A 16,355-nucleotide genomic window follows, 5' to 3' on the forward strand; every position below is an offset into this window, starting at 1 on the left:
ATGTCCCGATGCAATGCCATCGGTAAAAAAATTGGCAGTGATGGTTTTTCTGCCCTAAACCTTTCAGCGAACGCCAGGAATTCGGGCGAGACCTTTGGAGGCTCCGGGGAGCTGCTTATCGACCATTGCAATGATCTCCGGACGAGCTTCTCGGGGATGACCCGAATGGAAGGGTGGAGCGGGATCATATTCAATGACAAGTTGCGCGAATTCAGCGGCCTGCTGCCCCCGTAGTTTCGCCGCAACCCGAAGAGCAAAGTCAATACCCGCTGTCACGCCACCACCGCTCATAAACCGGCCGCCGTCATCTTCAACGAAGCGATCTGGAACCGGGATTGCGCCGTATTCAGATAACTTATTGATAAAGGCCCAGTGGCAAGCGCTCCGCTTACCTTTAAGGATCCCCGTTGCCGCAAGTACCAGCGAGCCGTTACAAACTGATGTAACGTATTTCGCACCATCGGCGAGACGTCGAATTTGTTTTAAATACTCTGGTTGCATGGGGGCGGACAAATCAGAACCACCAGGAACCAGGATCAGATCCGTTTTTTCAATATCGGCCAGCCGTTCAGTCTTACCATAGACGACACCGAATTCGAGAATAACGCTCCCTCCATTAAGACTTGCATAGCGTACATTTGTGTTCGGTATTCTGTGAAAAATCTCGCTTGGCCCGGCAAAATCAAGCAATGTCCCGCCATCGTAATTGACAATCAAAATATTGAGGGGCTCATCTGGATCAAATTCCCCGGTATTGCTCCCCTGAGCCAGAGCGTTAACGGCACGACCAGACGGGGCTACCCCTTCCCCCTGCGCATAAACACTACCGATATGACCCAGTAAAGCCCCGCTTCCCATAACGACCCCTAGAGTGGCGGCACTTCCGTATTTGAGGATATCCCGGCGGGAATGACTTTTTTTGCTCAGTGGTTCCTCAAGAGAATTATTTTTATGATCTTCGTTCAAGGCGACTTCTCCTTATATTTGACCCTTACGCAAACGCATCAGGTTTCATGCCGGGTCGGTTAAATAAACCTTTACGGCGTAATGCCTGGTGGATATTTGACTTGAATCTGTAGCACAGGCAATGATGTGTGGATTTTTGCTAAAACGACGACCCAAAAATTAAAGCTGCGAAGCGCCACCATCCACAATCAGTTCCGTGCCCAGGACATAGGATGATTCGTCACTTGCCAGGTAAAGTGCGGCGTGGGCAATATCTTCTGCCTTACCTACGTGGCCTAACGGGATTGTTTTCGCCATCGCCTGTTTGAGCTCGCGCACCTCCTCGTCAGATAAGCCCCACTTGCTTATCAGCGGTGTATCAATCGCTCCGGGCGCGATGGCATTAAACCTGATTTTTCTGTCAAGAAATTCATAAGACCAACTGCGGGCAAGTGACCGCACCGCCGCCTTCGCCGCGGCAGTCAACGAGATGCCGTGTTTGCCGGTTTGCGCGACGAAGGAGGTATTCAGGATAAATGAAGATCCCTCACGTAAGATTGGCAATGTCGCCTGTAGTGTGAATACGACGCCTTTGACGTTGATATCCATGATATCGTTATAAAGGCCTTCGGAGATCTCATTGACAGGTGAAGGAAAGGCTAGCCCTGCGTTTGCAAATACCACATCCAGGCCACCGAATTTCTCTTTCGCCTCCATCGCGACCGCCCGCATATCCGCTATCGAACGGACATCGCCTTTTAACACAAGAGCATGCTCTCCAAGTTCTGCCTTGACATTGCCAAACACGGACTCATCACGCCCCGTCACAATTACCCGGGCACCTTCGGCGACAAAGAGTTTGGCCGTTGCCAGGCCAATTCCACTGGTACCTCCGGTGACTAATGCAACTTTGTTTTGTAGCCTCATTTTATCTTCCTATTTGTGTCGTTATTGATTCTGGGCGAAGACCTGACGCATTGCGATACAGGCCCCGCGACGATTGCTTGTTCGGATTGTGTAACGCAAAGGGCATGGCGTAAAGGTCGTATAAACCTCAAAAAAGGACATTGTGAGGAAGACGTAAATGGACATACGGAGAGTGAGCATGGCAGTATAGACTGCGTTCAAGTCCTAACACGCGCCCGGTCAACCAGAGCGGTCCAAAACGGGCTGCCAAGCATGGCCGCCTCACTCAGGCATACAGAATGAGAAAAGCGGCCACACGAGAACGGCGGCCGTCGGTATCAGGCTGCCAGTTCAGGCATTTGTTCCATCACGCGCTTTAGCACTTTTTCCGCGTCCAGTGATGCATAAGGAAGACTTTCAATAATCGCAACTAACCGAGAGTCACCGACAATTTCTTTGATTTCGTGGAGCCTGTACTGAATGTGCGGCGCTATGAGGAAAGCATCATAAGCGGGAGCCACACTGGCGAAGTTATCCAGACCCACAGCGCTGATAATTAAGCTGTGGCCTTCTCTGTCAACCAATGACTGCATCTTTTTGGCAAGCGTATTTGCCGTATTCCCGAACAGACAACATATCAGAAGCTTTTTCATATTTTTTACCTCCTGAGAGCTGCTCACAGAATATTACTGGCGAAGATTACAAAATGAGCGCTACATCTTAATTTGCATGACAGACCAATAGCAGAGCTGACCACGCCACACCGGAGACACCAACCCGTCGAGTACAGTTGAACTACCACGACGCATCCGGATCCTGTCGGATAACACCTTGTCCAAGCAATCGACTGTGGTAGCTCAAAGCCAACTTTTTACTCATCGCGGCCTTGTGATGTTTATGTGAACTGATCAGGGAGCAAAATTTTGTGCAGCGCGGGTTCGAGTTGTGTCAACCCATGGGAAGAAGGTCGTGGCAACTCTTGGCGCGGTCCACCGACTAGACATATACATATTTCAAATAAGCGCGTGTGACAGGGTTCTGCGTCGAAGAGGGCATCGTGACGCCTTTCTCGAACGGTTAATGCGTGTGCCCTTACGATGAATCAATAAATTGTGAGTGAGTATGAATCCAGTCAATCAGGCAATCAACGCCGATAGAGATAATTATGCTGCCAGAAACAGTAACCATCGGGTTAAATGAACTTCCTAACTTAACGCTCACAGGAAAACCGGTATGATTCATATCACTATGAGCCTGCTTCCCGTTTCCTACGGCGCCGGGCAAACCAGAAACTACCCATCAGCCCTGCGACAAAAAGGAGAATGGGGAGTAAAAGTAAAAACGCCATTCCAATGGCGGAGTTTTCTTTGAATACGGGGAGGTTCGCCAGGTGTTCCCCGACTTGTAGCAGGACGCCTACCCAGGTTACTGCTCCCAGCCAGTTAAAGAAGTGAAAATGACGTTGCCGAAGTGAAGTCGCGCCTGCAAGTAATGGTAATAGCGTGCGGATAAAACCAATAAACCTCCCTATGAGCAGGGCTGACGGGCCATATCGGCGAGAAAAATTTTGTGCCCGTTGGTAATCATGTGCCGACACATTCATCAACCATTTTTGTACTGATTTTGTCTGTATCAGCCAACGGCCGGTCAGATAATTAAGCCAGTAGCCGGTGCCTGTCGCAGTAACAAGAACCGCCAGTGTTGGATAAAAACGCAGCAGGTGTTTTGTTATCATTGCCCCAGCCAATAGTAACAGGCTGTCACCGGGCAGAAGAGCTGCGGGAAGAAGGGCGCTTTCAAGAAAAATAGCCATGGTCAAAATACAGTAAATGGCAAAAGTAATACCATGTTGGCCGAACAACGACAGGTTTTGAGTTAATAATGCATCAATAAACATTGTCATTTTTTCTCAGTTCTGCACGGGAAAGGGTAACCGCAGGTCGTACGGATTGTTCTCTCCAATCTTTAACGGTATGCTGTAAAAAATATGACTATAAAATAGTCACTACAAATAATTCAAATTAAGCGTATCAACTGTCATTTTTGCGAAATTATGTCGCCATATAAACGTTCTTACTGGTTAACCTGTAAAACAAATATTGAGGGAAAATTACAGCGATGACATTTCTGTTTTCAGCCTATCACTAATGAAAATTCATTTTTTTTTCGGTAGATTTGGCGTTTTGAGAAAAAGGAAACCAAAAGAAGAATTTGTAACTTATTGATTCGCAGAATTTAGTTAATGGTTCTCCATAGACTTTCCATAACGGGAATATAATCATATTGGCTAATAAAGCGATAATAACGGCGCCAACCATATCGAATGGAAAGTGAACGCCGAGAAAAACACGGGACCATGCTACAAAACAACTGAGTATAAGCAAAACGGAGCCATATATCGTGGCACGAGATAACATCAACGCTACAGCAGCGCTAAAAAATAATGTGCCATGATCACTTGGAAATGAGGCGTCCGGCGCATGTGCCATCCATGTATGCCCAATCGGAATCATAAACGGGCGGGGGTGATAGTAAATGTGGCTACAAAGTGCTCCTAATCCTAGAGCAAATAATGATGTTATCACGCATGATAGTGCCTGGCGTCGAGTTTGTTCATTACCAAAGAACCACAGCTTTAATATTATCAGAGGAATGACAAACAGGCTATATTGTGCGCAAATTTTAGCAAACAGAATCACCCCCGCTGATGTGCCAGACGATGCATTGACGGATAAAAACCAGGACTGATTGAAGGATTCCAACATATAAATAGTGTTCCAATTTATTTGAATAACAATGAATTTAATTATCTGGTCGTTATATTAAAAAAACCTTAGTACATGAAACTTTACACTGGAGACTTTTTATGCCCGCCAATGGTTATCGTGATGGTGAGCGAGAAGATAGAATATCTATGTGTTTCGTTTTGTTAATGTTCTGAATAATTGATTAACGGATGTTATTCCCAAAGATTATCATTGATTATGGCGCAAGAGAAAAAAATAAAAAAATTAGCATGTTTTTAGCAAATATAACGCGCGGCAATGACTCTTCTTTCATGCTGGCTTAGTTTAGATTCAGATGATATCTTACTTTTGGCTGGAACTGCTTTTGTAATGTAAAATTTCTTGCATATGCATACAGGCAAGATTAAAGAAATAAGTAAGTTTAAATTGGTAAATGTCATCATTTCCTCCATAGCGTATGCAACCATCATAGTTTCGAATACTTAGAGGAGACTGAGGCGTTTCCAGTTTTTTTATCAGGAATGACCATCTTGGCCATGAGACCGGATGTAAAATGTGGTGAATCGAGTAACGTGATAACCCCGCCCATTTTTGCGATACAGGCTTGAACGATAGAAAGCCCCAGTCCGGAGCCTGTTTCTGCTGCGCCTTCAATACGGTAAAAGGCATCAAAAACACGCGTTCTCATCGCTTTATCAATCCCTGGCCCGTTATCTTCAACGGCAATGATGGAATGCGCGCCGGTCTTATGTACGTGTAAGTCTATTTGTCCCCCTTCCGGTATATAACGAACTGCATTTTCAGTGAGATTCTTCAGTGCCGTATAGAGTGCGTTCTTTTCAGTAAATACACTGACATTCGATTGGGATGTTGAAGATATGCCGATGTCAATTTTTTTTTCCAGTGCAAGGGGGAGTAGTGTTTCCAACACCTGTCGGAAAATATCATCTATTGAAATCCATTCATATAGAAGACCATCGTTGGTTTGTTGCTGACGAGCTAATGCTAATAACTGCTCTAATAAATTTTTTGTCCGCTTTAGTCCCAGACGCAAAGCGATGAGTCTCTCACTGGCTTCTGTCGACATAGGCGAACCAGAAAGACGTTCTGCCTGGAGGATTAATGCGGTGATAGGGGTCCGTAGTTCATGTGCTGCATCAGCAATAAAACGTTTTTGCGCTTGCATTGCATAATCCACTTTACCTAACAACCTATTGATACCGGAGATAAAGGGTAAAATTTCATTAGGAATTTGTTTTTTTGTTAGAGGCGTTAGATCGATTTCATCTCGTTGCCGAACTTCATTTGCCAGTGTTGTTACTGGTTTTAATGAGTGGCGGATAAGTAAAACGGCAACAAGAACGAGGACGGGTAGTGTGATGGAAAACGGAATCAATGTCCTCAAAGCACTTTTAAAGGCAATATCATCGCGGACATCGGTTTGCTGACCAATGGCTATCATCCTTTTTGATGATGGTTTTGTCACCAAAACCCGATAAGTTTCACTGTGGGTATCTATATTATGAAAGCCAGTGGTGACGGCAGGAGAAAGATGAAAGTGTGTTGTATTCCCATTCCATTCAGAACCCGACAAGGATAAGTCATCAACAAAAATTCGCGCGTCTTTATCATCTTCAACCCCTAACGACCACTTTTCCTGCGGGCGTCTGGCCGCCGGGGCGTTTTGTATCACGATGGCCATTTGTTGCAACATCCTGTCCTGCAGCTCATGCGCCTCATCGAGGGCGGAAGCAAAAGTCAGTCCTCCAGAAATCAGCGCGATGATAATGATTGCCAGGCTTAGTGCAAGCGTTAACTGGCCCTGGATGGAATTCTTTATCCGTTTTTTGAAACTAGCCACCCGGCACCCCTGACATTTTTGATGGCATCCCGTCCCAGTTTTTTACGCAATGCATGAATGAAAAACTCAATTGCATTGCTTTCTACTTCTTCGCCCCAGCCGTATATTTTATCTTCCAGATTACTGCGCGAGAGTATCCTGCCGGGGTGTAGCATTAACGCTTGCAGCAATGCGAATTCGCGGTTCGATAACTGGAAATGATGTTGTGAAGCATGAACGGTGACCACATGTGTTGCGGGGTCCAGCGTGAATTCGCCATTACTTAGCATCGGGTTGGCTGAGCCGGTATTGCGTCTTACTACAGCGCGAATCCTGGCCAGAAGCTCACTTAATTCGAAAGGCTTAAGAATATAATCGTCCGCGCCACTGTCCAGACCACGCAGGCGGTCTTCAAGCGCATCCCTCGCTGTTAGGATCAGGATAGGTGTAGATGAAGCATTCTTGCGGATTCCGGCGAGCACGGAGAAGCCATCTTTACCGGGCAAACCTAAATCAAGTAAGACAACATCGTAGTGCTCTAAGCTGAAACTGGTAAGCGCATCGTTACCATTTTTTACCCAATCCACGGCATAAGAGTTATCTTTCAGGGTACTGGCAACCGCATCTCCCACCATCGGGTCATCTTCAACAAGGAGAACACGCATATCTGAAACCTTTTAATCATGTTATGGGTTAAAAATAACAGAGTGCGAGGTACCTGCAAGTTTACGTGACTGCAATTGTGAGCATATATTGCATAACAATCAAGCACTGAGATTCGTTTATGCCTCTCTGAAACATCGAGCATGAGTCCGCTTCATCACCTGCAAAGGTATTGTGTTGATAAGAGTAATTTAAATCATGCGTTCCACCGATGGGTATGCTTACCATCGACATCCAGGGCGGAGACCATGACTCCTCGTTCGATCTCCTTGATACGTGTTGTACTAACAGCGCCATGAGGGGATCGTGCTAAATTGTAATGTGCATGTTATTTTTATTGAATCCATTCCGTTAGTAAAAAAACTAATCCTGTTTGTAAGACCCGCCATAAAGCACGGCTCTTGCTTTTCTTGCCAACGCTTGTTCATGGCGGCGTAAAAATAGAAAACTAAGAATAATCCCTATCAACGTACATGCTATAATTAATATCCGTAGTTCCGTATTTAGGCTAAACAACCTGTCACCGAAGAAATAAGAACCGGACCCAAACAATACAGCCCAGGTGATTGCACCAAGAGTATTCATGAGGAAAAATGTTCTCCATGGCATATGGTTGGCACCGGCAAGAAATGCGGCCAAGGTCCTTAATAGTGTAATGAAACGCCCGAAGAAAATTATTTTTCCACCATGTCGATGGAATAAATACTCGCCAATTTGTAGGCGGGTTTCATTGATGTGGATATATCTCCCATAATGGCGCAGTAAGCGAGTTCCTATAATCTTCCCTATAAAATAGCCTGCATTATCTCCCATAATAGCGGCAATAGAAGCAGTGGCAATAACACTGGTAAGAGAAACATGATGAGTTGTTCCGGCATACACCGCCATTCCGATCAGTGTCGCTTCACCAGGCAAAGGCAGCCCCATGCTTTCGAGCAAAATAACAATGAGTAATCCCCATAATCCGTATTGCTGAATGACTTGCTGAAAATGGTCAGAGGAAAATATACCCAGCATACTGTGCTCCGGCTTCGGGAAAAGAAAACGTTTCGCTTTTTAAGCGTAAAAACATCTTTCGGGCTTGCAGTAATAGACCCAGGCGGGAGGTATATTACGGATTTCCAGCTTTTTATCCCATGAAAAATAGCGAGACAGCACTTTTTCCGCGGCTGAAGTGTATTGAAATTGGATGAATGTACCGCCGGGATTAAGTTGCCCTGCCGCACTTTTAAGTATGCGCAAGCGAGTGCGTTGATGCAAGGATAAAAGCGGCAGACATGAAAAAATCAGATCGTACCTTTTCTCCAAGATTTCGGCGGATCTGGCAATCACATTCAACCGTGGGTCTTGGATTTTGGACAATGATTGTGCCAGGTCAAGTGTTATTTCATAAGCATCAAGCGAAGCGTCTTTGGGCATCGCCGTGAGTATTCGTCTTGTTAACACCCCATCCCCAGAGCCTAATTCAGCCACCCGTGTGATTTTTTGCCAGGAGACTTGCGATAACATGGCTTGGCATAACCAGGGTGATGATGGCGTCAGCGTGCCAAAGGTTCGGGGTGAACGGACAAACTGCCGTATATAACCTATTTGACTTTTCAGAAGAATATCAATGTTAACCATTTTGACACTCCTTACCTGTAGTGTTGAAATTGGGATGGTACATTTATGTGCCCTTCATCTTGGGGTTATTTTTTATTTGTCGATAATAGTTAAGAAAACTTAGAGCTTCCTTAGGGTGACTCAGGATACACGGGACAGGGGCCGGGGGGTCTGTAAAGCCGTAGCCGCCACTCCCGTCAGGATGGGTGACAACCCCCATCGAAAACTCTGATGATGCTATGGCTCAAATTGAGCATCACGGTATCCCCCCTCTGGCAGGCCAGTCGATGCCCCATATTGAAAATTGAATCGCCCCGGGTCTAACAGACACTTTCCCGTCATTTAAGATGGCGCTGTTTTACTGCGTCGACAAACAGCCGCAATGCAACGGGCATATGGCGATTTTGCGGGAAATAGAGCGCGATGCCTTGGGATGCAATCGTCCAATCCTCCAACAGGGTAACCAACTGTTGTGTGGCTAGCCACGGCTGGGCGTAGCTCTCCGGGACATATGCCACGCCTAATCCGGCGACGGCCGCGACTACCATTATAGCACTGCTGTCCAGGGTCAAGTTGCCCGGCACATCCAGCACAACATGCTGATTATTCAGATGATATTCCCAGTGATAGCGTTTACCACTCGGTAAGCGCTGACGCAGGCAGGTGTGCTGCATAATGTCCTGGGGATGATGGATTTGGGATCGGCATGTTAAGTAACCGGGCGATGCCACGGTCACGAAGCGCAGCGGCCCGCTTAAAGGAATCGCCACCATGTCTTTAGGAACATCTTCAATCAACCGAATGCCCGCATCAAACCCCTGTTCTACGATATCCACCAACTGGCCTTGGGCGACTAAGTCAATCTCAATCCCGGGTTGTTGCTGGATAAACGTTGGCAATATTGTTTCCAGTAGCAGGCGGATCGCTGCGTCGCTGGCAGTGATGCGCAGCGTGCCATAAGGCTGATGACCACTGGCGGTGACGTCGTTTAGCAACTCATCCATCTCGGTTAGCAGAGGCGCCAGACGTGCAATCAGCATTTCACCGGTTTCGGTCAGTGCCACGCTGCGGGTCGTACGATGGAAAAGGCGCACGCCAAGTGCCGCCTCCAGGCCTTTGACAGTGTGACTGAGCGATGAACGTTTAAGCCCGAGCACATCCGCGGCGCGACGAAAACTGCGCTGCTCGGCAATGGTTTTCACCGCTTGCAATTCGTTCCAGGAAGGACGCTTCATTGATGAATTATTACCACCATCTCATGCCAGTTTGTGGAGATTATGCCATCAATTATTCGTTTTATGATAACGATCGGTTTACTGAACGGAGATGACAATGATGAAAACCTGGCTAATTACCGGCGCATCCAGCGGTCTGGGCCGTCTGATGTGTGAAATGCTGCTGGCTCGTGGCGATCGCGTGTTTGCGAGCGTTCGGCGTGAAGCCGCCTTAGACGACATGCGCAGACAATATGGCGATCTTCTGCAGGTGATGGTGCTTGACCTTAGTATGACAACGACCATCAAGCCCACCGTTGAGTCGGCGTTCGCTCAGGCGGGGCGGATTGATATTGTGGTGAGTAACGCGGCTTACGGCTTGTTCGGGGCGGCGGAAGAACTGAGCGATGATCAAATTGAGCTGCAGATTGCCACCAATCTGATCGGTTCGATTCAACTGATCCGCGCGGCGATTCCATTTTTGCGGCAGCAAGGGGGAGGGCGCATTGTGCAGGTTTCCTCGGAAGGCGGCCAAATCGCTTACCCTGGCTTCAGTGTGTATCACGCCAGTAAATGGGGGATAGAAGGCTTTGTCGAAGCGGTTCGCCAGGAAGTGGCGGCATCGGGTATCGACTTTTTGCTGGTAGAGCCTGGGCCGACGGCGACCAGATTTGGCGCCGGGCTGGATATCGCTGGTGCCTTGCCGGTTTACCGTAATACGGCGGTGGGGCAACTGCGAAAGGCGCTGTTATCTGGAGAGTTTGCGATTAAAGGCGATGCGGGAAAATGCGTCACGGCAATGATAGCCGCTGCTGACGCCGCCCATCCGCCTCTGCGCCTGCCGTTGGGCAGTACCGCATATAGCCATATTGAAGCAGCCTTAAAGACGCGTCTGGACGAGCTGAAAACATTGAAAACAGTAGCATACGGTGCGGATCGCCAGGATGAGGAAACCATGAGTCCCCGATAAAGTATTGGGCCCCCGCGCAAGAGGTGGCGCTACAAACCTTGTAAACGTTCGGGGCGCATGGGACGGGACAGCCCGATTCCCGGCGATAGGAATTCTGGAATACCGGTTGTGTTAGGCTAGGCAATGACCATTTAGATTGTGTCAATATCCTCAGATCCGACGCCCTGTCCCGTCAGACATTCCCGCGCCGTATTCACACTGGTAACTTCACACCGTTTGCCGCCGGCGCAGTGTTTATGGGTAAGGTCCATATTATGGAACGCGCCCCCCGTTTCTTGTAAAACCTTGGTCGCTGAATAAACGTGAGCGGCCTGTTTCCACCGAGTGCCTCTTCGATGAGCCAGCACGGGCTTCGGGGAGGAGAGTAACACAGCAGGCAGAATACCCTCCCTTTGAAAGCACCAGGCCGAGATAAATTGTATCTATATGAAATATAAATATATTTAAAATTTTCAAGTGAAAGTGGAGAAATTCGCTTGCCAAATGAGAGCATATGCTCTTATATTGTTTATTAAATGAGAGCATATGCTTTTATTGATCATCTCCCATTCGCTCAACAGGTGGCTACAACATGAGTAAAGCTGACATTCTTATCACAGGCGCGACCGGGCGTACCGGTGGAGCAACCATTGACGAACTCTTGAACATGGGAAAATCAGTCAGGGCTTATGTTCGCGCAGAAAATGAAAACACGCAGGCGCTGAGAAAAAAAGGGGTTGAGATAGCTTTTGGCGACTTCACCGATCTTAATGCTATCCGTGCCGCAATGGAGGGGATTAAGTCAGCTTACTTTCTTTATCCTATTGCGCCAGGGATTTTGAGTGCAACGGCATACTTTGCCCAGGCGGCTAAAGAAGCGGGAGTGACGGCACTGGTTAATTTATCGCAGAAATCAGCCAGGCGTGATGCGACAAGCCATGCCGCTCAGGATCACTGGGTGTCTGAGCGGGTCTTTGACTGGTCGGATGTCCCTGTTACCCATCTTCGCCCGACCTTCTTTGCCGACTGGTTTATCTACCCCTGGTTTGCCCGGGAAATCTGGGCCCGGAAGAAAATCGAATTTCCTTTTGGCCAAGGCCGCCATGCTCCCATCGCGACTGAAGATCAGGGTCGTGTAATAGCAACCATTCTGGCTAAACCTTACGGTCATGGCGGTAAGACTTACTCACTGCACGGTCCGATCGAAATGGACCTTGCCGACATTGCACAGGTGATGAGTGAGGTTTTGGGTACCAAGATTGAATATGCCCCAACCTCAATAGAGGACTTCAAGGAAAAAATGGAAAATATCTACAAATTTCCTCCATTCCTTGTGCAACATCTTGTCGAGGTTGCAAAGGACTATCAGGGCGGCACTATTTTCAATGGCACCAATGATAATGTTGAGGTCATCAGTGGCGTTGCCCCTTTGTTGATGCCGGCATTCTTCAACACGTATCGGGCCTGCTACAGCGATCCCACACAACCTGTTTCATTGCCTGAAAATCAACATGTCTGAACAATAACCGTACAGAGGAAACCAACATGCTTATCAAAGATAAAACGATACTGGTCACAGGTGCAAACCGGGGTATGGGCGCAGAGCTGGTTCGCTCATTTCTGAACGCCGGGGCGAAAAAAGTTTTTGCGGGCGCACGTAATCCTTCATCATTACCCGATTTCGACGACGCCCGGGTGGCGCGTTTGCAACTGGATATCACCAAACCAGAAGAGGTGGCTTCCGCCGTACAGGAGGCCGGGGACATCGATATTCTGTATAATAATGCCGGAGTCATGAACTATGGTGATATCCTGACGACGCGCGCTGAGGATCTCCTTTTCAATATGAATGTCAACTACTTCGGAACAGTGAGAATGATGCAGGCATTTGCTGCCATTATTGAGAAAAATGGCGGCGGCATTATCGCCAACACCATCAGCGTTCTCGGTCTTGCTCCCATTGCGGGAATAGCGGGTTATTCAGCATCCAAGGCCGCGTTATTTTCAGCCACGCTGGCCGCCAGAAAAACCTTGCAACCCAAGAATATCGATGTCATTGCCGTCTATCCTGGCCCGATTGCGACTGATATGGCTGAGGACCTGGATATGCCCAAGGCTTCTGCCGGTGATACGGCCAATGAAATTGTTAACGGTATCATCGACGGGCAGGAAGATATCTACCCAGATCCGATTTCGAAGCAAGTTTCAGTTCTTTGGGGAAGTAATCCCAAAGGGGCGGAAAAGTATTTCGCAAGCTTGTAATGCATGCCAGCAATAAACCGAGGGTAAGAAAGTGAAAATCACAACCAGTCAAAGTGGAATTGATAAGTGTAATTGTTCTGTAATACGGCAGGCGAGTCGTCGCATTTCACGCTTCTATGACGCTCATCTTGAGCCTTCTGGTTTAAAGATTACACAGTTCCTTACCCTCGCCGCACTGTACGAAATGGAAACGGCCACAGTTAATGCCCTGGCAGAACGTATTGATGTTGAACGTACCGCAATGGGCAAAATGCTTGGTTTTCTGGAAAAGGACGGCTATCTCACCGTGAAACCCTCTTCGCTCGATCGCAGAAGCCGCGTCGTTGAGCTTACCTCTACGGGCATAAGGCTGTTCAATACGGCGCTTCCTCTCTGGGAACAGGCACAAAAAGAATTCGAACAATTGAACGGTACTGAAACTACGCAAAAACTGATCAATGAGTTGAAACAGGTCGTGCTCGGGAAACAAAACTCCTCTGCCAGCGATGATTAACAGGCAATGATCGGCGCGATATTTAACCGTGAATTATCAATACGGGTTCTCCCAATGGCGATAATCTCCCAGTATGGCCTTTGCTCAAAAGTGGGAGGTTCGTGGTGTTGAATGCCAAACCACAGGCTGCGTCATTGCTCACTGAAGAACAGAAATCCAGGTTCCGGCAGTGGATTGGAAATGGCGGCAGTGTTTTTCTGTACTGGTTAGCATGGAATAGAACCAACTGAAATTATTGTTTAAGCCGCCCATATCCCCATGGGTGGTTGAATCCCCCCGGCCCATATGTTCACGACCGGCATTGGGTCCCCCCCAAAAAAATGTTCACAAAAAAGCCCAAAACCAAGGTTGGAAAGTTGAGTTTTATGATTTATTCTTTAACAAAGAATATGCATAAATCATAAATAAAAAGTGGAGTTGCTATAATGGCGGTTCAAAATCCATTCAAAATACACATTCCAGAAGAAGATATCAATGATCTTAAAAAAAGGTTAGTTAACATAAGATGGGGATCCGTATCAAGTCATGATTGGGATAGCGGTACGCCAAGTCGTTTTTTAAAGCCTTTGATGGATTATTGGGAAGATGGTTACGACTGGCGTGAACAGGAAAGGTTAATAAATCAATACCCTCAATACATGACTGAAATAGAGGGTCACAATATTCATTACTTTTATATAAAAGGGAAAGGTTCTTCATCCGTCCCGTTAATTCTAACGCATGGATGGCCTGACTCCTTTATGCGTTATATAAAACTGATCCCATATCTTAATGATCCTGAACGATATGGAGGTCGTGCGCAAGATTCTTTTGATCTGATCATTCCCTCACTGTCCGGCTTTGGATTTTCATCATGTGCAGGCGGTAAGTCGCTTAACAATGCACAGATTGCACATATCTGGTTTAAATTAATGACCAACACTCTGGGATATCATTCATTCTTTGCTCATGGCGGCGATATTGGTTCAGGCGTGACACGCTATCTTGCACAATATTACCCGGAACACCTGCGAGCCATTCACGTCGTTGATGTGGGCATTATACGAGATTTATTAACAAGCCAATCCCTTGACTCTTTAACTGCTGAACAGCAAAATTATAAAAAAGAAGCCAGTAACTGGATGATGAAAGAGGGTGGCTATATGTCAATTCAGGCCACAAAACCTCAGACCCTTTCTTTTGGGCTGAATAACTCACCGGTTGGACTGGCCGCTTGGATAGTAGAGAAATTTAATTCATGGGGCAACCAAAAAACAGATTTGTTTGAGCGTTTCCAGCGAGATGATATTCTGACCAATATAGCGCTGTACTGGTTTACTCAAACGATTGGGTCTTCTGTCGCAGTATATCGGGCCAACACCACAACACTGCCATCACATATTCCTCCCAAAACCCCAATTGGCGTTTCATGTTTCAAAGATGATATCTTACTACCGCCCCGTGACTGGGTATCCGAAAAATACAATTTATGCTATTGGTCTGAACTCCAAATGGGGGGACATTTCGCCGCGATGGAGTATCCAGAAAAATATGCAAACGAATTAAAAACTTTTTTTAGGAAATTTCGCTAACCAAAATGCGGGGCGGACGGCGAAGAGCGTCCGCGTCTGCTTAGAGGGTATGAAAAACGCTGATCACTTTTTGGTTTATACAGTGGCTTAATAGGCTCAACCATTTCCGATAAGTCCATAATGGCGCCGTAAAAGAGAGGGGACTCTCCCATTACTGACCCTTCAGTAACTTCGGATCGCGAGGATATTTACTACCCACTTCACAGCCGGTAAACCCCGCCAGCGCCATCTCGCTGATGGTTTGTTGAAAGGTATTTTCCTTGCCGAGTTCCGGCATGTCGTCATTGGTCCAACCGATAGGCGCAATAGCGAGTTTTACTTTGTCTTTATCCATAATGCATCTCCCTTAAATAGGTGTCGGTATTGGGGCTGCGCGTTGCGACGCGCCGGGGAAAGCTCGTGTGGCGTAACGTTGACTAACAGGAAAACCAGGCGGCCTGCCAACACCCTGTTGACCCCTGCTTTGCTACCATGACGCAAACCTATCGCGCGCCGCCGGACAACCCCAGTGCGGTCGAGGCGAAAAACCGAGACCGCCATAAGGCTGCCGCCCCGCATCGCGATAACATTGGTACTGATATTTGTTTCTTTCTTCAGCGTCATGCCCATGCTCTCTCGAGACGCTGTCGTGGGGGTGTTATGCCTGATCGGGTAATCCCATTTGTCACGTTCCCATTTCATTAAATAAAGAATATATATTTTATAAAAATTAATACAGAAAAAATATTCTATTCTGAGATAAAGATCATATATTCAACGATCATTTCCGTCGCTCATCCTGTGTCACACTGTCCCTAATGAGATAATAAGGGATTTAAATTTTTAATATGTTGTTTTTTAATATTATTATGCAAGCCGTGTTCGGCTGCTTTCATTGGATTATCAAGGCGCCGTCAGAGGGGGAGGGAAAGGGCATCAGAATGGAGAAGTGATGCGTCGCCTGTTTTGCTGGAGGTTTTTTCGTTTTTATGGGCTAACGCAGCAGTGAAATTTTAATTTCGTAATAAAATAATCAACATGGATCCGCCGGCCGGGTGCTTGGATTCTGTGGCATTCCTATTGGTTTTTCGTGACCTCGCCAGACAGCGGCGACATTGCCGCCGCCCGGCAGAATCCTCAATCAGGCGCCGGTTGGTACCCTATCACCGCGGGTAACGGCAAAA

General features: G+C 47.1%; 16 protein-coding genes. 5 read left to right on the forward strand and 11 right to left on the reverse strand.

From position 1 onward, the window contains the following. Positions 1–63: 63 nt before the first annotated feature. From FCN80_RS02055 to FCN80_RS02100, 10 genes are all read right to left on the reverse strand, one after another. Positions 64–966, reverse strand: a complete 903-nt coding sequence (locus FCN80_RS02055; protein ID WP_136988219.1) for a DJ-1/PfpI family protein — start codon at positions 964–966, stop codon at positions 64–66. A gap of 159 nt (positions 967–1,125) precedes the next feature. Beyond that, positions 1,126–1,872, reverse strand: a complete 747-nt coding sequence (locus FCN80_RS02060) for an SDR family oxidoreductase (protein WP_136988220.1) — start codon at positions 1,870–1,872, stop codon at positions 1,126–1,128. Positions 1,873–2,189: 317 nt separating this feature from the next. Next, positions 2,190–2,504, reverse strand: a complete 315-nt coding sequence (locus FCN80_RS02065) for a PTS sugar transporter subunit IIB (RefSeq protein ID WP_136988221.1) — start codon at positions 2,502–2,504, stop codon at positions 2,190–2,192. A gap of 593 nt (positions 2,505–3,097) precedes the next feature. Beyond that, complete coding sequence (locus FCN80_RS02070; RefSeq protein ID WP_230492430.1) at positions 3,098–3,748, reverse strand: DedA family protein; 651 nt, start codon at positions 3,746–3,748, stop codon at positions 3,098–3,100. 247 nt (positions 3,749–3,995) lie between these two features. Next, positions 3,996–4,616 (reverse strand): undecaprenyl-diphosphatase, encoded by a 621-nt coding sequence (locus FCN80_RS02075; RefSeq protein ID WP_136988222.1) that lies wholly within the window; start codon positions 4,614–4,616, stop codon positions 3,996–3,998. 448 nt (positions 4,617–5,064) lie between these two features. Next, complete coding sequence (locus FCN80_RS02080; RefSeq protein WP_136988223.1) at positions 5,065–6,459, reverse strand: sensor histidine kinase; 1,395 nt, start codon at positions 6,457–6,459, stop codon at positions 5,065–5,067. Next, positions 6,435–7,103, reverse strand: a complete 669-nt coding sequence (locus FCN80_RS02085) for a response regulator transcription factor (RefSeq protein ID WP_136988224.1) — start codon at positions 7,101–7,103, stop codon at positions 6,435–6,437. The genes FCN80_RS02080 and FCN80_RS02085 overlap by 25 nt, the downstream gene beginning before the upstream one ends. 361 nt (positions 7,104–7,464) lie before the next feature. Next, positions 7,465–8,118, reverse strand: coding sequence for a DedA family protein (locus FCN80_RS02090; RefSeq protein ID WP_136988225.1), 654 nt, complete (start codon positions 8,116–8,118; stop codon positions 7,465–7,467). A gap of 39 nt (positions 8,119–8,157) precedes the next feature. Continuing rightward, complete coding sequence (locus tag FCN80_RS02095) at positions 8,158–8,724, reverse strand: class I SAM-dependent methyltransferase (RefSeq protein ID WP_136988226.1); 567 nt, start codon at positions 8,722–8,724, stop codon at positions 8,158–8,160. Between the two features lie 317 nt (positions 8,725–9,041). Beyond that, entirely contained in the window at positions 9,042–9,938 is an 897-nt protein-coding gene (locus FCN80_RS02100) for a LysR family transcriptional regulator (RefSeq protein ID WP_136988227.1), read from the reverse strand. A gap of 97 nt (positions 9,939–10,035) precedes the next feature. Here FCN80_RS02100 and FCN80_RS02105 point away from each other — a divergent pair, with 97 nt between their 5' ends. From FCN80_RS02105 to FCN80_RS02125, 5 genes are all read left to right on the forward strand, one after another. After that, on the forward strand, positions 10,036–10,887 hold the full coding sequence (locus FCN80_RS02105; RefSeq protein ID WP_136988228.1) for an SDR family oxidoreductase: 852 nt from the start codon (positions 10,036–10,038) through the stop codon (positions 10,885–10,887). Positions 10,888–11,458: 571 nt separating this feature from the next. Then, positions 11,459–12,385 carry an NmrA family NAD(P)-binding protein gene (locus FCN80_RS02110; RefSeq protein ID WP_136988229.1) on the forward strand — a complete coding sequence of 309 codons (927 nt, stop codon included), beginning with the start codon at positions 11,459–11,461 and terminating at the stop codon, positions 12,383–12,385. Between the two features lie 26 nt (positions 12,386–12,411). After that, positions 12,412–13,128, forward strand: a complete 717-nt coding sequence (locus FCN80_RS02115; protein ID WP_136988230.1) for an SDR family oxidoreductase — start codon at positions 12,412–12,414, stop codon at positions 13,126–13,128. A 31-nt stretch (positions 13,129–13,159) separates the two neighbouring features. After that, positions 13,160–13,621: a MarR family winged helix-turn-helix transcriptional regulator gene (locus tag FCN80_RS02120; protein ID WP_136988231.1), complete on the forward strand. Its 462-nt coding sequence runs from the start codon at positions 13,160–13,162 to the stop codon at positions 13,619–13,621. 425 nt (positions 13,622–14,046) lie between these two features. After that, positions 14,047–15,192 carry an epoxide hydrolase family protein gene (locus FCN80_RS02125; RefSeq protein WP_136988232.1) on the forward strand — a complete coding sequence of 382 codons (1,146 nt, stop codon included), beginning with the start codon at positions 14,047–14,049 and terminating at the stop codon, positions 15,190–15,192. Between the two features lie 151 nt (positions 15,193–15,343). Here the strand turns inward: FCN80_RS02125 and FCN80_RS02130 are convergent, their stop codons facing one another. After that, positions 15,344–15,526, reverse strand: coding sequence for a hypothetical protein (locus FCN80_RS02130; RefSeq protein WP_230492431.1), 183 nt, complete (start codon positions 15,524–15,526; stop codon positions 15,344–15,346). Between the last annotated feature and the right edge of the window lie 829 nt (positions 15,527–16,355).

It is taken from the genome of Martelella alba (assembly GCF_005217455.1).
Lineage (GTDB): Bacteria > Pseudomonadota > Gammaproteobacteria > Enterobacterales > Enterobacteriaceae > Acerihabitans.